Origin of the sequence: Antrihabitans stalagmiti (genome assembly GCF_016482825.1) — a bacterium.
Lineage (GTDB): Bacteria > Actinomycetota > Actinomycetes > Mycobacteriales > Mycobacteriaceae > Antrihabitans > Antrihabitans stalagmiti.
The window spans coordinates 432,069-449,899 of the sequence record NZ_JAEMNV010000001.1; the positions used below are offsets into that span (position 1 = coordinate 432,069).

General features: G+C 65.1%; 17 protein-coding genes. 7 read left to right on the top strand and 10 right to left on the bottom strand.

Features of this window, described 5'->3' with window-relative positions; genetic code table 11:
- Positions 1-756, bottom strand: a complete 756-nt coding sequence (locus JGU71_RS02060) for an MBL fold metallo-hydrolase (RefSeq protein ID WP_199701476.1) — start codon at positions 754-756, stop codon at positions 1-3.
- Positions 757-832: 76 nt separating this feature from the next.
- On the opposite strand from JGU71_RS02060, the gene JGU71_RS02065 reads away from it, so the two are divergent.
- Positions 833-2,197 carry an amidase family protein gene (locus tag JGU71_RS02065; protein WP_199701478.1) on the top strand — a complete coding sequence of 455 codons (1,365 nt, stop codon included), beginning with the start codon at positions 833-835 and terminating at the stop codon, positions 2,195-2,197.
- On the opposite strand, the gene JGU71_RS02070 is transcribed toward JGU71_RS02065, so the two are convergent.
- The 3 genes from JGU71_RS02070 to JGU71_RS02080 all read right to left on the bottom strand — a co-directional run bounded on the left by JGU71_RS02070 (position 2,181) and on the right by JGU71_RS02080 (position 5,876).
- Complete coding sequence (locus JGU71_RS02070; RefSeq protein ID WP_199701480.1) at positions 2,181-3,542, bottom strand: metallopeptidase TldD-related protein; 1,362 nt, start codon at positions 3,540-3,542, stop codon at positions 2,181-2,183. The genes JGU71_RS02065 and JGU71_RS02070 overlap by 17 nt on opposite strands.
- A complete protein-coding gene (locus JGU71_RS02075; RefSeq protein ID WP_199701482.1) occupies positions 3,539-5,059 on the bottom strand; it encodes a TldD/PmbA family protein in 1,521 nt (506 codons plus the stop codon). Before JGU71_RS02075 ends, JGU71_RS02070 begins: the two co-directional genes overlap by 4 nt.
- Positions 5,060-5,126: 67 nt before the next feature.
- Complete coding sequence (locus tag JGU71_RS02080; RefSeq protein WP_233528706.1) at positions 5,127-5,876, bottom strand: TSUP family transporter; 750 nt, start codon at positions 5,874-5,876, stop codon at positions 5,127-5,129.
- Positions 5,877-5,956: 80 nt separating this feature from the next.
- Here JGU71_RS02080 and JGU71_RS02085 point away from each other — a divergent pair, with 80 nt between their 5' ends.
- Both JGU71_RS02085 and JGU71_RS02090 read left to right on the top strand, forming a co-directional pair.
- Entirely contained in the window at positions 5,957-7,114 is a 1,158-nt protein-coding gene (locus tag JGU71_RS02085; RefSeq protein WP_199701491.1) for a sensor histidine kinase, read from the top strand.
- 9 nt (positions 7,115-7,123) lie between these two features.
- Positions 7,124-7,783 carry a response regulator gene (locus JGU71_RS02090; RefSeq protein WP_199701493.1) on the top strand — a complete coding sequence of 220 codons (660 nt, stop codon included), beginning with the start codon at positions 7,124-7,126 and terminating at the stop codon, positions 7,781-7,783.
- A gap of 137 nt (positions 7,784-7,920) precedes the next feature.
- Here JGU71_RS02090 and JGU71_RS02095 read toward each other — a convergent pair whose 3' ends face one another.
- The gene (locus tag JGU71_RS02095) at positions 7,921-8,556 is read right to left on the bottom strand and encodes a hypothetical protein (protein WP_199701495.1); all 636 of its coding nucleotides are present in this window, start codon (positions 8,554-8,556) and stop codon (positions 7,921-7,923) included.
- Between the two features lie 185 nt (positions 8,557-8,741).
- On the opposite strand from JGU71_RS02095, the gene JGU71_RS02100 reads away from it, so the two are divergent.
- A complete protein-coding gene (locus tag JGU71_RS02100; RefSeq protein ID WP_199701497.1) occupies positions 8,742-9,263 on the top strand; it encodes an FxsA family protein in 522 nt (173 codons plus the stop codon).
- A gap of 4 nt (positions 9,264-9,267) precedes the next feature.
- On the opposite strand, the gene JGU71_RS02105 is transcribed toward JGU71_RS02100, so the two are convergent.
- Entirely contained in the window at positions 9,268-10,806 is a 1,539-nt protein-coding gene (locus tag JGU71_RS02105; protein WP_199701499.1) for a serine/threonine-protein kinase, read from the bottom strand.
- Positions 10,807-10,926: 120 nt separating this feature from the next.
- Here JGU71_RS02105 and JGU71_RS02110 point away from each other — a divergent pair, with 120 nt between their 5' ends.
- On the top strand, positions 10,927-12,528 hold the full coding sequence (locus JGU71_RS02110) for an amidohydrolase (protein ID WP_199701501.1): 1,602 nt from the start codon (positions 10,927-10,929) through the stop codon (positions 12,526-12,528).
- Positions 12,518-14,935: an apolipoprotein N-acyltransferase gene (gene lnt, locus JGU71_RS02115; protein WP_199701503.1), complete on the top strand. Its 2,418-nt coding sequence runs from the start codon at positions 12,518-12,520 to the stop codon at positions 14,933-14,935. Before JGU71_RS02110 ends, lnt begins: the two co-directional genes overlap by 11 nt.
- An 82-nt stretch (positions 14,936-15,017) precedes the next feature.
- On the opposite strand, the gene JGU71_RS02120 is transcribed toward lnt, so the two are convergent.
- The gene (locus JGU71_RS02120) at positions 15,018-15,362 is read right to left on the bottom strand and encodes an RNA polymerase-binding protein RbpA (protein WP_199701505.1); all 345 of its coding nucleotides are present in this window, start codon (positions 15,360-15,362) and stop codon (positions 15,018-15,020) included.
- Between the two features lie 187 nt (positions 15,363-15,549).
- Here JGU71_RS02120 and JGU71_RS02125 point away from each other — a divergent pair, with 187 nt between their 5' ends.
- Entirely contained in the window at positions 15,550-15,876 is a 327-nt protein-coding gene (locus tag JGU71_RS02125) for a hypothetical protein (RefSeq protein ID WP_199701506.1), read from the top strand.
- Here JGU71_RS02125 and JGU71_RS02130 read toward each other — a convergent pair.
- The 3 genes from JGU71_RS02130 to JGU71_RS02140 form a co-directional block, all read right to left on the bottom strand.
- The gene (locus tag JGU71_RS02130) at positions 15,848-16,876 is read right to left on the bottom strand and encodes a hypothetical protein (protein WP_199701508.1); all 1,029 of its coding nucleotides are present in this window, start codon (positions 16,874-16,876) and stop codon (positions 15,848-15,850) included. The genes JGU71_RS02125 and JGU71_RS02130 overlap by 29 nt on opposite strands.
- 119 nt (positions 16,877-16,995) lie before the next feature.
- Positions 16,996-17,631, bottom strand: coding sequence for a TetR/AcrR family transcriptional regulator (locus JGU71_RS02135; protein WP_199701509.1), 636 nt, complete (start codon positions 17,629-17,631; stop codon positions 16,996-16,998).
- 25 nt (positions 17,632-17,656) lie between these two features.
- On the bottom strand, positions 17,657-17,827 hold the full coding sequence (locus tag JGU71_RS02140) for a hypothetical protein (protein ID WP_199702879.1): 171 nt from the start codon (positions 17,825-17,827) through the stop codon (positions 17,657-17,659).
- Positions 17,828-17,831 lie beyond the last annotated feature (4 nt).

The following is a 17,831-nucleotide window of genomic DNA, read 5'->3' on the forward strand; positions in this document are numbered from 1 at the left end:
CTACCAAGCCTGCCGTTCGCGCGCCACGGCAACCGCCTCGGCGATCGAGCCCTCGTGGGGCGCACCGTGGCCCGGCAGGATGACGTCTGCAGCCAGCGACTCCAGAGGATGCAGACCCAGCCGCGAGCCGCCTGCGGTGTGTTCGAACATCGCGGGCAGCAACTGCGGGCCGGAGATTCGTGAGATCGAGTGGCCGGTGACAAGGCCGTCGCCGGTGATCACAGCACCGACGTTCGGTAGGTGATACGCGCAGTGACCGGATGTGTGGCCCGCCGTCTCGATCGGGACAGGTGCTCCGGGTAGATCCAAAGCGCCCGCATTCGGGAACGGCTCGGCATGCGGAATCGACATCTTCTGCGTCGCACCTGCGCGGGTGATGCGCAAGGACCAAGCGAGCACACCCGGTCGCCAAATGTTCTTCGCGACATCGAGTTCACCGGCCTGCTCCAGGTAATCGCGATGTGCGTGCGCCGTTTCGGTTGGCGTCAGATACGCCGGTGTCGCGTACCGGTCGTGAAAGTGATTGACCGTGCCCATGTGGTCGATGTGGGCGTGGGTCAACAAGATTGCGCGCACGTCCTCTGGTCGCGAACCGATCGATCGAATCGACGATTCGACGGCGTCGACGTAGCCGGGATAGCCGGCATCGATCAAGGTCACGTCGGACCCTTCGCGAAGCAAGATCCAGTTGACGTCGGCGCCCGCCACATGGAACACGCCGTCGCGTACCTCGCGCACATCTGCTGATCGGGCCATGCGGACGACGATAGTGCGGGTCCGCGTGCGCGAGACCCTTGACCCTGACACAGTGTCAACCGGTAGACATCGAGTCATGACCGACATACTCAGCTTCGACGCCACCGACATCGCCGACCTCATCCGTCGCAAGGAGGCGTCGTCTCGGGACATCACGACCCAACTACTCGACCGCATCTCCGCTGTCGATCCCGGCATCAATGCTGTGATCGCATCTCGCGCCGAATCGGCACTGAGCGAGGCCGACGCGGCCGATGCAGCAACGGCGCGCGGTGACATCCTCGGACCTCTGCACGGCGTACCGATGACGGTCAAGGAAAGTTTCGACGTCGCGGGTATGGCGACCACCTGGGGGAATCCGGCGTTCGAAGGCATTGTCACCGAACGGGATTCGACTGTCGTCACTCGGCTGAAGGCAGCAGGCGCGATCATCGTCGGCAAGACCAACCTGTCGTTTATGTTGTCCGACTTGCAAAGTGCCAACCCGCTGTACGGCGTGACCAACAATCCCTTGGCGCCCGATCGCACGCCGGGCGGATCGAGTGGAGGCGCGGCTGCGGCATTGGTGGCGCGAATGTCGTTCCTGGAGTTCGGAACCGACCTCAGCGGCTCGATCAGGAACCCCGCATCTTTCTGCGGAGTGTTCGGACTTCGTCCGACCTCGGAGACGGTCCCCTCGACCGGCATGGCACCGCCCGGACCGGCCGACGTTCCAGTCGGCATGATGCACCTGCCTGCTGTCGGTCCGCTGGCGCGATCGGCTCGCGATCTGCGGCTCGCACTTTCGGTCACCGCCGGCCCCGAAAACTCTGAAGCACATGCGTACTCGTGGCACCTGCCTGCCCCGCGGCACCGCCGCCTGCAAGACTTTCGCGTCGGCTACGTCCTCGACGATCCGACCGCACCGGTATCCGGCGAGATCACCGCGAGGCTGACGGAGACCGTCGATACGCTACGCACACTCGGTTGCCAGGTCGTCGAAGGCTGGCCGAGCGGGATCGACCCGGCACAGCTGTTCGAGGACTTCGGCTTTCAGGTCGAGGAGTTCTTTTGCCTCGATGGCGAGGGCGGTGTGTCGCACCGCGACTTCGTCGTGGCGGAGAACCGCAGGCTGACCGTAAGAGCGGCGTGGGCGCGCTACTTCGAGACGATCGATGTCTTCCTGTGCCCCAGCAGCATTGCCTCGGCTTTCCCCCACGAAACCCGGTCGTTCGGGGACCGCACCGTGACAACCGACCGCGGTGTTCGGCCGTACCACGAACTCTTCTTCTGGACGGCCGCAGCCACCTACGCAGGCTTGCCCGCAGCGAGTGCGCCTGTGGGCCTCGCCAGCGACGGACTCCCAGTCGGCGTCCAGATCATCGGACCGCACTACGAGGACGACACGGTCCTGACGTTCGCAGAACTGGGTCCGTTCACTGCGGCTACGTTGCCTGGCTGACGGAAGACATGTGAAAGTCCGGTATCCGCAACGGCGGCATCGCAGTTCGGGTGAACCAGTCTTTCCATTCGCGGGGGAGTGTCGGCTGCGTCGCGCCGGCCTCGCTGACCCGCCGAAGCAGATCGATCGGGCTCTCGTTGAACCGGAAGTTGTTGACGGCGCCGGTGACTGCGCCGTCCTCGACGAGGTAGACGCCGTCGCGGGTGAGCCCGGTGAGCAGCAACGTCGCGGGATCGACCTCGCGGATATACCAGAGCGTGGTCAGCAGCAGGCCACGCTCGGTGCGGGCGACCATGTCGTCGATGCTCGCCGCCGATCCGCCTGTGAGCAGCAGATTCTCACCGGGGACCGCGAACGTCGCGTCGAATTCCTGTGCCGCCGAACGCGGGTAGGCGAGTGCGTTGACGACGCCGTCGCGCACCCAGTCGACGCGGTCGACGTCGATGCCGTTGTCGAACACCGATACGGACTCGCTCGACGATCCGGCGACGACGAACGGCGTCGTCTCCAGTCCAGGCGCGGCAGGATCGGAGAAAAGCGTCAGCGGCAACTCGGTCAACTTTTCACCGATACGAGTGCCGCCAGGTTTGGACAACGCCGTGTGACCCTCTTGCGCGCCGCGGCCTTCCATCGTCCACATCAGGTAGATCATCAGGTCCGCAACGGTCGATGGCGGCAGCAGCGTTTCGTACCGTCCCGCAGGAAGATCCACCCGTCTACCTGCCCAATCGAGGCGTGTCGACAACTCGGCCAGCATCGCGGGAATATCCACGTCGGCGAAATCGAGGGTGCCCGCACCTACCCAGGCGCTCGCGTCGGGATCGCGCTTGCCGTTGATCTCGACCGACCCGGTCGGGGCGACGTGCCTGCGTCGAACACCTGTCGAGGTGCCGAGCCAGGTGCTGTCGACGGTGTGGTGTGCGAATCCGTAGAGCCGATCGGGGCCGTCGAAGCCGCGCGCGAGATCGTCTGTGAGACCGGCAAAGACGCCGACATCGGTGTTGCCGGGTCCCGATTCCCAATCCTGCGACGACACTGCACCGAGCAGCGGCATCGCGTCGTCGGCGGGTGCTGCACCACGGGCAGCGTCCTCGCTGGCACGGACGACGTCGGCTATGTCGGCAGGATCGATACTGCTCGACGTCACACTGCCGACCTGTGTGTCGGCGCCGTCGCGAACGATGGATACGACAGTCCAGGTACGTGACGACGACACCCCGTTCGTCGTCATCGAATTGCCTGCCCACCGCAGGGCTGCTTCGCTCTGATCCGTGACGATGACAATCGCATCGTCGGCGCGCGAGTGCGCGAGTGCGCGATCCACAACCTCCTGTGCCGGGATCACTGTCCTGCCTCCGATCGGGTGTTGAGAATGTTGATGCCGCGCAGCAGAACCGACGGGCAGCCGTGACTCACCGCAGCGACCTGTCCTGGTTGCGCTTTGCCGCAGTTGAATGCACCGCCGAGGCGCCACGTCGACGGTCCGCCGACGGCCTCCATCGAACCCCAGAAGTCCGTCGTCGTTGCCTGATATGCGACGTCGCGCAACTGACCGTCCAACCGGCCGTTACGAATCCGGAAGAAGCGCTGACCTGTGAATTGAAAGTTGTAGCGCTGCATATCGATCGACCACGACTTGTCGCCGACGATGTAGATGCCGTTCTGCACCCGTGAGATCAGGTCGTCGGTCGTCGTGTCGACGTTCGGATCTGGCTGCAGCGACACGTTCGCCATCCGCTGGATCGGAACGTGGTGTGGGGAGTCGGCATAGGAGCACCCGTTGGATCGTTCGAGGCCGAGCCGCGGTGCGAAGACCCGATCGAGTTGATAGCCCACCAGAATGCCGTCGCGGACGAGATCCCAGCGTTGCCCGGCGACGCCGTCGTCGTCGAACCCGATCGATGCGAGACCGTGTTCCTCGGTTCGATCGGCGGTGACGTTCATGATCGGCGTGCCGTACTTCAAGGTGCCGAGCTTGTCCGGGGTCGCGAACGAGGTGCCGGCATAAGCAGCCTCGTAGCCGATCGCACGGTCGTATTCAGTTGCGTGGCCGATGGATTCGTGGATGGTGAGCCACAGGTTGGACGGTTCGATCACCAGATCCGTAGGTCCCGATTCGACGCTGGGCGCCTTGACTTTCTCGGCCAGCCACTCCGGGATCTGCGCAAGTTCGCTCGACCAGTCCCATGTCGGTGTGTCGCTGAGGTACTCCCAGCCGCGGCCGACGGGCGGGGCGAGTGTGCGCATCGTCTCGAAGACACCTGCAGACTGGTCGACTGTCGTCGCTTCGATCTGTGGGTGCAGCCTGACCCGCTGCTGGGTGATCGACGACCCGGCCGAATCCGCATAGAACGTTTGCTCTTTGACTTGCAGAACGCTTGCCGTCGTGTGATCGACACCGTCCGACGCCGCGAGTCTGCCGCTGTATTCGGCCAGCAACCCGACCTTGTCAGCTGTCGGCACGTTGAACGGGTCGACCTCGTACGGCGATACCCAGACCACCTCGTCGTACACCGGTTCCGGTGCCAGCTCGACGTTTTCGCGATTGAGCCTGCGCAGTGTCGTCGCGACGTGTGCCGCTCGGCGTGCTGTCTGTGCGGCGATATCGGGCGACAGTTCGGCGTTCGACGCGAAACCCCAGGTGCCGTCGACGATTACGCGGACCGCCAGACCGAGGACAGAGGAATCCGAGACGGCTTGTACCTTGCCGTCGCGTAGCCGAATCGACTGTGTGACCAACCGGTGGACCCGAACGTCGGCATGGCTGGCACCGGCTGCCCGTGCCGCGGCGAGCGCGGCGTCGGCCAGTGAGCGAAGGGGGAGTGCGCGGAACTCGTCGTCGACTTGTCTCACGCCGACCACGCTAGTCGCGAAGCTTGCGTAGCGACCATTGAACCTAGGCCGAGTCTCGAAGAATGCGAGACACGGCCTAGCCGAATTGCTGCCAACCCAACCGGGCAACCATTGCGACGACGACGACGAGCAGCACGATCCTGACGAATCCCGACCCTTTGCTCAGTGCCATTCGCGAGCCGAAGATCGCGCCGACGATGTTGCAGGCTGCCATGGCCAATCCCAACGCCCACAACACATTGCCGGTAGCGGCGAAGAAGATCAGAGCGCCGAGATTGGATCCGGTGTTGATCACCTTGGCCATCGCCGCGCTGCGCACGAATTCGGTCCCGAGGAGCGTCGCGAACACGATGATCAGAAACGTGCCCGTACCTGGGCCGAGCAGGCCGTCGTAGAAGCCGATCAATCCGGCGCCGATGCCGACGACCAGCGCGACTTTCAACTGCGTCGGTCGGTGGGTCGCCATCGTCATACCGAGCTTCGGCCGTGCCGTGACGAACACTGCGACGGCAACCAGCACAACGATGATGATCGGAACGAACAGGTCTTTGTCGATCAGTGACACGGTCGCGGCACCGACAGCCGACGTCACCGCGGCCAGCACTCCTGCCGGAACCATCAGTCGCCACTGCATCGGAACCTTACGGGCGAACGTGGCGACCGCAGCACTGGTTCCGGCGATGGCCGTCAACTTGTTCGTGCCGAGTGCCTGCGCAGGTGTGAGCGTGGGCGCAACGAGAAGCAGGACAGGTAGCACGATCAGCCCACCGCCGCCGACAACGGCGTCCACCCATCCCGCCGCGGTGGCAGCCGCAAGCAACGCCATCCAATCGGTCGCGCTCACAAATGGTGCCTTTCGGTCGGTGATCGTCAGCTTAGAGCGGGCCGCGACCTACGCTTGTGCCCATGCGCAGGTTCAGTCTGTGGCTCCGCGGGAAGCCGATGGTTGCCGATTCGATGTTGGCTTTCGCGCTGTTCTTGGCAGACATGATTCCGGCCAGTCAGTCGAACAATCCGCTGGTCTTCGTCGCCTTCGCCGTGCTGATCTGCGTTCCGGTGGCATTTCGTCGTCGCTATCCGGTCTTGATTTCGTGGATCCTCGTATCTATCTCGTTCGCGAACACCGCACTCACCACCGCGATCGACGACACCGAGGCGGGACACATCAGCCTGCTCGGACTCGGCATATCGCTGTACACGTTGGCTGCCTATGTCGGTCGCAAAGACGCGGCCATCTACTTGGCGGCGTTGATCGTCGACTCCTCGCTGTCGCTGTACCTGATCGAGCAGGAGAGAGTGGTCACGGCTGCCTTCGTCAGCCTCTTCTATGCGCTGTGCTGGATCACCGCCGAGTTCACCGGTGCCAGACGCGCCTACGACGACGAAGTGGCTGCGCGCCTGGCGGTCGCCGACTACGACCGCGAACGCAGTGCTCACGAGGCTGTCATCGCCGAGCGCACGCGCATCGCGCGGGAACTGCACGACGTCGTCGCGCACGCGGTGAGTGTGATGATCGTCCAGGCGGACGGAGCGTCGTATGCCCTGAAAACCGACCCGCACGCCGCAGAGACCGCACTGACCAACATCGCCGCCACCGGTCGACAGGCCCTCGGCGAACTTCGTCGCACAGTGGATTTGTTGCGCACCGACGAGACGCCGGAACAACTTCCACAACATGGCTCGGCCGGTGTCGCCAAGGTCGCGGAGATGATGCGGCGTGCGGGACTCGCAGTCGAACTGGAACAGACCGGCCAACTCGACGACATCGAGCCGCGGATCAGCCTCGGCGTTCATCGCATCGTGCAGGAGTCGCTCACCAACGTGCTGCGGCACGCCGGGCCCGACGCCAAAGCGTGGGTACGGGTGGAGCGCCGAGCCGACGACGTGTTGATCGAGATCACCGACAACGGTTTCATCGCACCACGTTTCACAGGTGGCGGCGGTAACGGCATGGTTGGCATGCGGGAACGTGTCGCGGTCTTGAGCGGCACCCTTGTCGCGGGTCAGCGCCCCGATGGCGGCTGGCGGGTCCGCGCAACGCTGCCGCTGCAGATCGACGACTAGATTGGGCACGTGCCGATTACTGTGCTCATCGTCGACGATCAAGAGTTGATGCGAATGGGACTGAAGATGGTCCTCAACGCTCACGAGGACATCACGGTCGTCGGGGAAGCGGCCAACGGGGCCGCCGCGATCACCCAAACTCGTTTGCTCGCACCGGATGTGGTGTTGATGGACGTTCGGATGCCCGTTGTGGACGGTGTCACGGCAACCGAGAGAATCGTCGAATCGGGCGGTGCCAGCCGGGTTTTGGTGATGACGACCTTCGACCTCGACGAACATGCACTCGGCGCGCTGCGGGCAGGTGCGAGCGGTTTTCTGCTGAAAGACACGCCGCCGGAGGAACTGATCGCGGCGATCCGAAACGTGGCAGCCGGCGACGCCGTCGTGTCACCGAAGGTAACGAAAAGACTGCTGAGTCGCTTCATCGGTGAGGCGCCTGCACCTACGCGTGATGTGAGTGTGTTCGACGTCCTGACCGGCAGGGAGCGCGAGGTGCTCGAGCAGTTGGCGGGCGGGCGATCGAACGCCGAGATCGCCGAGCAGCTGTTTCTGTCGGAGGCGACCGTCAAGACGCACGTCGGACGCGTGCTTACGAAACTCGGTCTGCGCGATCGGGTTCAGGCTGTCGTGCTCGCCTACGAGACGGGGTTGGTGCGGCCAGGAGCGTGACGCTCGAGCGGGGCGAGGGGAGTGAAAAGCGCCTGTGCGCGGTTGCAGGGTCCATTGACCCCGCAACCGCGCACGGGCACCGGAGGTGCCTACGAATCGGACCTGGTCGGCTCGGCTCGTAAGCTCGCGGGCAAAGTTTATGCGGTGAAGCTGCCGACTGTCGGGAGTGCAAAGCAGTTCGCGCCGGATGCGTAGCTCACGCCACCGAACATGGCTGCCAGGACGGGTCCGCTGCCGGTCGGGACGGTCTTCGACAGGGTGGGGATACCCGCGAGGTTGTCGTCGAGGGTGACGATTCCGCCCTTGAAGGTCGACAGGTTGATCCACGCAACGCTCAGATTCGACGTCTTCGGTATGTCGACGAAACCGGGAATTGCCTGGAATCGCAGTTCGCCCTTGTTGATCCACGGCGGGATCGGGAAGTTGGGTCCACCCTGTGCGCTGGCGACGGTCACCGTTGCCGGTGCCCCCGCGATGCCGCAGCCGAGTGTCGGTGCCGGGTAGATGAACGGCTGTGGGGTCGTGATGCCGAGGTCGGGGATCTCGATGACGCCGAGCAGGTTCGCGACGGCCTGGACGGCGTCGGGTCCCATGGTCGCTGCGGCCTGCTGCAGTTCGATCGGACTTGCTTCGAGAACCGACGCTGCGATGGTCGGGATGGCGGCGACCTCGGGAGTTGGCGCGGCAGCTGCGGTTCCGGTGAACACGACTGCTGCTGCCATCGATACGAACAGCGCGGACGTCGTTCGGACGACGCGGGACCGACGGTTCATGCACGCTCCTGATCGAGATACTGATGTTGCTGATGTGACGCCTTGTGAAGATCATCACGAGCGGACGGTCTCAATGTCAACTTGAGGTTTCGCATTGTTATCGGACCGACGCGGGAGAAAAATCGGCACCCCGAACGTTGACTGTGTAGATCCGGAAAAAGGTAGATCCGGAGAAAGGTGAAGCCATGCCGGTGTTGTTGTTCGTTCTCTACGTCGTAGCCGAGATTGCTGCAATCGCCACGGTCGCGCATTTCGTCGGTCCGCTGTGGACCGTGCTGCTGCTCATCGCGGGGTCGGCGATCGGAATCGTCGTTGTCCGCGCCCAGGGTCGCCGCGTCATGGACGGTTTCCGGCGGGCATCTCGGGGTGAGGGATCACCGGGCGGCGCGATGGCCGACGGTGCTCTCGTCGCACTCGGTGCCGCGCTGATGTTCGTGCCTGGACTGGTCACGTCCGTACTCGGTCTGCTGTTGCTGGCACCGCCGACGCGAGCGATGCTGCGACCCGTCGTCGTCGCTATCACTGCGCGGAGGTTCGCGGCTGTCGCTGCCGCCGCATCGGCCGCCGCAGCCTCGGGTGGCGCGGTCGTCGTCGACGGCGAAGTCGTCGAGCAGTGGTACGAGCCCGACTTCCTTGCCGAGCCGCAACCTGCCGTGACCTCGAGGCAGGTCGACGAGACGATCTATATCGACGAGCAGCGCTACTGAGGACCTACTGCTTGCGCAGCGTGCCGGTGATCTGGCCGAGCACGCCGGTCGTGCTGTAGCGCATCGAACCGTCGGGCAGCAACTGCAACGTCGAGACGGTTCCATCGTCCATGCAGCCCGAGTTGGTCCCTGGCGCGAGGCGCGATCGCAAGCTGATGTCGGTAGCGCTGGTGACCTCGATCAGCGTGTCTATCCGCTCGCACTTCGTGCGCGTCAAGCCGCCGGTGTTGGACGACGTCGCAACCTCGTCCCCGACCGTCCCCTCCGTCAACGAGACGACGATCTCGAAGGGAATCGGTCCGTCGTTGGCAGAGCCGGTCCACGTGCCGACATAAGCGTCCGGTAGCGCGGCGGCGGCCGGAGTTGTCGTCGTCGGTTCGCTGCTGGTCGTCGGTTCGGTGGTCTCCACCGCGGTCGTGCCTGAACTTGTGCTCGCGTCGTTCGCAGGGTCGTTGCGACGATCCATCAGGGTGAGTGTCAGCACCATGACGCCGGCGAACAGCGCCAACAGCACCACCACAGCGACGAACCCGCCGACGGCACGTCGAGCGCGACGCGGCTTCGGGGCCGCGACAGGCACAGGCTGCTGCGCGGTCGCCTGTCGCTCGTCGGGCCGCCACTGCTGGGTGGGCTGTTCGATGTTGTCGTCGTGGGAGTCCTCGAGTTCGAGTAGTGCCACCGCACGGCTGCTGATGTGTTCCAGGACAGGCCTCGGCAACCAGCCGACCGTGTCGGTTCTCCCGAAGTTCGCGAGCTGATCGAGCAGCTGCCGAGGCGTCGGACGTCGCGCGGGCTCTTTGTCCAGGCACGCCGAGATGATCGGAAGCAACGAGGAAGGCACGCCGGTGAGGTCGGGATCCTCCTGGACGACACGCCACAGCATCGCAACGACCGACCCCTCGCCGAACGGACCGTGGCCGGTCGCGGCGTAGACGAGCACGCCGCCGAGTGAGAACACGTCGCCTGCGGGACCGAGCGTTGCGCCGCCCGTCACCTGCTCGGGACACATGAAGTTCGGTGAACCGATCACCTCGCCGGTGGTCGTCAACACGCTGTCCTCTGCCGCACGCGCGATACCGAAGTCGATCACCTTCGGACCCTCGGAAGTCAGCAATACGTTCGACGGCTTGAGGTCTCGGTGCACGATGCCTGCGTCGTGGACCGTGATCAGGGCGCGAGCGAGTCCGTCGGCGAGGACGTGCAGCGACCGTTCCGGCAGCGGACCGTACAGTTCGACAGCCTCGTTGAGCGACAGTCCCGCGACGTAACCCGTTGCAAGCCATGGTCGTTCGGCATTCACGTCGGCGTCGAGCACGGGCGCGGTGTACGGACCTGCAACGCGCCGCGCGGCGGTCACCTCGCGCTGGAACCGCATCCGGAAACTCGGATCGTGCGACAACTCCGGGCGGACGACCTTCACCGCAAGAGTGCGGCCGCGCGAGTTGCGGCCGAGGTAAACCGTTCCCATGCCACCGGAACCGAGGACTCCGAGGAGTCGATAGTCGCCGATTCGGCTCGGGTCGGCAGCGGCCAGCGGTCGCATCGTGTGCAGCTCCTCTCGCCACCTCGGATGCGACGACGGTGCAGCAGCCGAATCGAAGTGGGCAAGGACATAGGCTACCGACGCCGGAGCTGATCGCGGCAGCAGGCAGACTGGTTTCCCGTGGGTACCCAATTGTTGGTCGGCGGTCGCATTTACAGTCCGAGTTCTCCGGACGCGACTTCGATCGCAGTGTCGGACGGTGTTGTGGTCTGGGTCGGAGCCGACCAACCAGCGCGCGCACTGCATCCGGATGCGGAGATCATCGACCTCGACGGCGCTTTCGTTGCCCCCGGCTTCGTCGACGCGCACGTCCACACCACCGCGCTTGGACTCAAGCTGATCAGCCTCGACCTCTCCGACGCGCGATCTCTCACCGACTGCCTCGATCGGGTCCGCGCTTTCGCCGCGGCCGATCACGAGGCGATGGTGTGGGGACACGGCTGGGACGAGTCGGGTTGGCCGGAGCAACGGCCTCCCACCGTGCGCGAGATCGACGAGGCCGCGCCCAATCGGCTGGTCTACCTCTCTCGCGTCGACGTACATTCCGCGGTCTGCTCGTCCGCGTTGCTGGCAGCGACGCCGGGACTCGAGACCGCTGTCGGATTCGCGCGATCGGGTGTGCTGCGGACCGACGCCCATCATCGAGCCCGTATGACGGCGTTGACGGCCTTGACGACGTCACAACGAGCACGCGCCCGCACTGCCGCGCTCGATGCGGCAGCGGCACTCGGCATCGTTGCAGTGCACGAATGCGCCGGACCCCACATCGGCGGTCGCGACGACCTGCGCGAATTGCTTGCCCTCGACCACGGCGTCGAGGTCCGTGCCTACTGGGGTGAAGCGGTCGAGACATCCGAGCAGGCACAGGCGCTGCTCGCGGAAACCGGTGCCCACGGCTTGGCGGGGGACCTGTTCGTCGACGGAGCCATCGGTTCGCGGACAGCCTGGCTGCACGAACCCTACCTCGACGATCCTGCGGCCGGTTCCGGCAACGCCTATCTCGATACCGACCAGATCGCGGCACACGTCACGGCGTGCACCAAGGCGCGGGTGCAGGCCGGCTTCCACGTGATCGGCGATGCGGCAATGACCGCGGTCGTCGAGGGGTTCGAACGGGTCGTCGCCGAATTGGGCGGTCCGGCGGTGGCCGCGTGTGGTCACCGGCTCGAGCACGTCGAGATGATCACGCCGGAGCAGGCGTCGAAACTCGGCGACTGGGGTGTGATCGCCAGCGTGCAGCCAGGTTTCGACGCCGCGTGGGGTGGCGACACCGGAATGTATGCGACACGTCTCGGCGTCGAGCGAGCGCGCGGGCTGAACCCGTTCGCGTCGATGGCGGCTCGAGGTGTTTCCCTCGCGATCGGATCGGATGCGCCGGTGACCGCGCTGTCGCCGTGGCAAGCGCTGCAGGCCGCGGTCCATCACCGGACGCCTGGCAGCGGCATCTCACCCCGGGCGGCATTCTCCGCGGCCACCCGCGGTGCCTGGCGAGCCGGGGGAGTCCGAGACGGCGTCGCAGGGACCCTCGTTCCGGGTGCGCCGGCCTCGTTCGCGATCTGGGATGCAGGCGAACTCGTCGTCGCTTCCCCGACCGACACGGTCGCCCGCTGGTCCACCGACCCGAGATCGCGAGTTCCCGCACTGCCGCGGCTCGACCCGGGGACTCCCGCACCCGTGTGCCTGCGCACCGTCCACCGTGGAGTCGACATCTATGAGCGTTAGATCTACAAGCGAGAGGTCTGCTGTCCTGCGAAACCTGCTCGGGTCCGTTGTCGCGGGCCTGCTGCTGTTCGCCAGCTTCCCGCCGCGTCCACTGTGGTTCCTCGCTCCCGTCGGCGTCGCGGTGCTCGTGCTCGTGCTCACCAGCGGGACGTCGAAGCGTGGCGGTTTCGGCTACGGCGCTATCGCCGGTCTCGGCTTCTTCGTTCCGCTGCTGCCATGGATCGGCATCTATGTCGGCCCGCTGCCGTGGTTGGCGCTGGCCGGTGTGTGCGCCCTGTACGTCGGGCTGTTCGGCGTCGTGACTCGGATCGTCGCCGACTTGCCCTATGCGACGGTCTGGATCGCGATGGCGTGGTCGCTCAGCGAATGGGTGCGGTCGAGTTGGCCGTTCGGCGGATTCCCCTGGGGCAGGCTTGCATTCGGGCAAGCCGACGGCATTCTGCTCCCGATCGCGAATCTGGGCGGCGCGCCGCTGCTCAGTTTCGCTGTTGCTCTGTGCGGAAGCGCGCTTGCTACGGTCGTCAGGGCCGGCGTCGAACGCGACCGGGCGGCGATTCTCGGCGGAGTCGCAGCGTTTGCTCTCGCACCGATCGTCGCCGGCGTCGTGTGGCCGTTCCTGCCGGGTATGGCATCCGGCGACCGTCACGTCACGGTGGCCGCAATTCAAGGTAGCGTCCCGCGCCTCGGCCTCGAGTTCAACGCACAGCGGCGCAAGGTTCTCGACAATCACGTTGCCGAGACGATGCGCCTCGCGGACGACGTCCGTGCCGGACGTGCACCGAAACCCGACGTCGTCATCTGGCCGGAAAACTCGTCCGACATCGATCCGTATCGCAATTCCGACGCCTCCGGTGAGATCACCGCTGCGGCCGCGGCTGTCGGTGCGCCGATTCTGGTCGGTGCGGTGCTGACCAACGACGACCGCACGACGACGAATTCGGTGATCGCGTGGACGGCCGAAAGTGGTCCGGGTTCGCGGCACGACAAGCGCATCATTCAGCCGTTCGGCGAATATCTGCCGTGGCGCGGGTTCTTCCGATTGTTCTCGTCCTATGCCGACAGCGCGGGCTACTTCGTCCCCGGTCACGGCGACGGCACCGTGACAGCAGCCGGCCTGAGGATCGGCGTCGCGACCTGCTACGAGGTCGCATTCGACAGGGCGCTCAAAGACTCCGTTCGAGCCGGCGCACAGTTGCTTGCCGTGCCGACGAACAATGCGACCTTCGGCGACAGCGAAATGACGTATCAGCAACTCGCGATGTCGCGGGTCCGGGCGGTCGAACACGGTCGAGCAGTTGTGGTTGCGGCGACGAGCGGGGTCAGCGCGATCATCGCGCCGGACGGCTCGGTGAGCCGGGAATCGGACCTGTTCGTCCCGGCGACGCTGCTGGAGCAAGTCCCACTGCGGACCGGTACTACGCTTGCAACTCGACTCGGACCGATTCCGGAGATTGTGCTCGGACTCGGTGCGATAGTGGCCATGATCGTCGGGTTCCGACGGACCCGCGGTGCACAGGGAACGACAGGGAAATTCTCGCAGGCAGCAGCCGGTGAGATAGTTACACCGGCAGCAGCCGGCCGAACAGACACGCCGGGGATTCCGGCGGGGAGGAACTCGATGGCAGCGGGGAATTTGGGTCAGGTCAGCGCAAAGACTTTGGTGATCATCCCGACCTATGACGAGCGGGAAAACCTCCCGATAATCATCGGTCGCCTGCACGCCGCGTTGCCCGCAACCCATGTCCTGGTCGTCGACGACGGCAGCCCGGACGGCACCGGCGCGGTCGCCGACGAACTGGCTGCGGCTTCCGAGGGCAAGATCAGCGTGATGCACAGGACCGAGAAGAACGGTCTCGGCGCTGCCTACATCGCAGGATTCCGCTGGGGCCTCGAGCGTGACTACCAGGTCCTCGTCGAGATGGACGCAGACGGCAGCCACGCACCGGAACAGCTGCACCGACTGCTGCACCAGGTGGATGCAGGCGCCGACCTGGTCATCGGCTCGCGCTACGTGCCGGGCGGAACCGTCGTCAACTGGCCGAAGCGTCGGGAATTTCTGTCCCGTGGTGGCAACGTGTACTCGCGGCTCGCACTCGGCGTGAAGATCAAGGACATCACCGGCGGCTACCGTGCGTACCGCCGCGAGATTCTGGAAGCCCTCGACCTCGACACAGTCGAATCACACGGCTACTGCTTCCAGGTCGATCTCGCGTGGCGGCTGATCCAGAAGGGCGCTGTCGTCGTCGAGGTGCCGATCACGTTCACCGAACGTGAGATCGGCGAATCGAAGATGAGCGGCAACATCGTTCGGGAGGCGCTGCTGAAGGTCACCGCGTGGGGATTCAAGAACCGCATTCAGAAGCTGAAGGCGCTGACCACCCGGAAGAAGAGTTCGGCAGCCGCCTGATCGAGCGGCGCGGGCCGAGGAGGCGAACACAACGAAGCGGGCGACCCCTCGGTCGCCCGCTTCGTTTGTAGCGCTCTACTTGTTAAGAGTTTACTCCGCGGCGCTTGGCCTTGAGCAGGTCCATTCGCTCCTTGAGGAGTTCCTCGAGTTCGTCGACCGAACGACGCTCGAGCAGCATGTCCCAGTGGGTGCGCGGAGGCTTGACCTTCTTCGCCTCGGGAGCTGTGCCTTCTAGCAGGCTGCCCTCGAGTCCGTTGCGGCAGAGCCACGTTCCCGGAATCTCTGCATCGTCGGCGAAGGGGACGTCGAACTCTTCGCCGTTGTCGGTGCGGTAACGCGCCACGCGCCGAGGCGCAAGGTCGTGGTCGCGATCGGTCTCGTAGCTCACCGCTCCGAGTCGACTGCCTCGGAGTACGCGATCTGCCATGGTGCGGTCCTCTCGTTCGCTGCTTTCGGCGGCTTGCGATGGCTGTCAGGGAATGAAGCCATCCTCGCTCGAACACGATGTACAACGCATTCGCAGGACGATTGGTTCCCACGAAATGGTTGCAACCCCTCTATCCTACCGGCGAGGCATCCCGAGAGCGCACAACGTCTCCAGTTACGCTCGGGCTATGTCGTCGCGCCGTCCACAATCATGTCTCTGGTGCGGTCGCGAGGTTGCCGAGTCCGAATCCGGCAGGCGCCGCCGCTACTGCAGGCAATCGTGCAGGCAGCGCGCTTACGAACACCGCAGCGCCGTCAAGGGGACGTCGATACCGGAAGACGCTGTCGTCCTGTCCGCGCAGGAGACGACCGAACTCGCCGACCGCTGGTTCGCGGCACGCTGCGCGGCCGAAGACGTTGCAACCGCCGTCGACGAAGGTGCGGAGAAGTCCGAACTCGTCTCCCTCTGCAAAGAGCTCGTCTACCTCACGCGTGAGGCGGAGCGGCTGCGCTGACCCGCCGGCGTGCAACCAGGTAGACGGCAGCGATGCCGGCGGCAGTGGCGACCGTGATCACGGCGAACGCGGTGAGTGTGCGTCCATCCGGATGGATCAGCGGCTGTTCGCGAAACGCTTGCCACGTGAGGGTGGAGAGCATCGCGGCATAACCGAGGGCGACGACGCCGACGAGTTGGGCGCGCGTTCGTTCGGATCGTAGCCACGCGCAGCGGGCGGCGAGTGCTCCCAGGATGACTGCGAACACCAGCATGAACTGAATGCCGTGCAACCCGACGAAGTGTGGCACTCGCAGGTCGCCGTCGGTGGTACTCCAGTGTGTGACCGGCATCCCCGGTCCCCCGTCCGGAGCGCCGACCGTATGCCCGGCCTGCAGCTCGACGGGCTGCCCTGCGGCATCGTCGTGGGTCTGTATCCCGTTGCTGCCCATGCCATAGGCAAGTGCCATACCGGCGACGGCAAGTGCGAGGCCGGCATGAATGGCGCGGGTCAGCGGTAGGTCTGCCACCTTCTGCCACGCCAGGATCCCGGCGATCACCAGGTTGGCGAGAAACAGGCCGGGCACTCCGGAGGTGAAGACGATCTGACCGATCGCGTTGACCGGGTCGTCTGCGGAATTGAAGTGGCTGAACGTGCCACGCGCCGCCTGGACCGCGATGAACCCGACATCGACGAAACCCGTCACCGCGAACACGGTGCCCATCCATCGGGTCCAGCGATTTCCTTTGTGCGGCAACGTGAGCAGCCAGGCCAGCGTTGTGCCGTACAGGGCGAACGCGAAACCGAACTTCAGCGGTTTCAGCCACACGGATTCACCGAGGAGCATTCGGTCGTCGACGGCCATGCCGATCGCACTCACGACCACAAGCGCAACCATTGCGACGACCATCGACAGCAACGGGCGATGCCAGCTGCGGACCTCCTCGACCAGTCGGCGCGCCGATCGCGTGGGGCGAACCTGTTGTGGTGCAGCAGTTGTCGTCCCTGCCGTTGTGGTCATAGCTGAAAACGCTAGGGTCCGCCGGTCGTTCCGACATCCCGCCCGGGGACGAAATCGGACTACTACGTCGGTACGGCACCCCGGACCACACCCCTAGTACTGCGGTATGGGTCAGGTCCTCACAGACCTTTGTCGACCATGGCGAGCAGGCGCCACGTCACCTCGTTGCGGTCGGGAAGATCGAGTCCGCGAAGTGGCCCGTCGATCAGCAACATGGCAAGGCCGTGCACGGCGGACCAGGCGAGATACTCTGCGCCGGAACGACGCTCGTGCGGGAGCACGCCAGCGGTGACCAATTCGTCCAGGGCGTCCGACAGGAGTTCGAACGGCGTCCGGCCACGTGGACCAGCCGCGTCGGTGCTGTCTTTGGTGCTCATGTCGTCCGGTACCGAGAAGGCGGTCCGGAACAGTCCCGGTTCCGCCTGGGCATAGGCGAGATAGCCGGAGCCGACCGCGCCGAGTTGCGCTCTGGCTCTTGTCGCTGCGTCGAGGTCGCTCCCTACCAGCGACAGGTCGCTCTCGATCGCGTTGGCCAGTTCCGCCATCGCCGCCGCACTCACGGCGGCAAGGAGTGCTCGGTGATCGGCGAAGTGGCGGTAGGCGGCGTTCGGCGAGACCCCTGCTCGTCGCGTGGCTTCTCTGAGCACGACGGCATCCGGTCCACCTTCGCGAGCAAGGTCGAGACCTGCGGTCACCAGCGCCCGGCGCAGGTCACCGTGGCGATAGGTCGATCGGACCGCTGGATGGGACACCATGTTGACATCGTAGACATATGGACGACTAAAAGTTGGGGGAGTCGTCGAGGTCGGTGTCGTCTTCGTCGTCTTCCGGGGGTCGGGCGCGGCGGGCGACGGCGATCAGCGCAACGACGATCAGCAATGGACCCAGTATCGCGAGCATCTCGTCCCAGCCGCCCGCGTGCATACGAACCATCTCGTTCGCGAGCATCATCGAA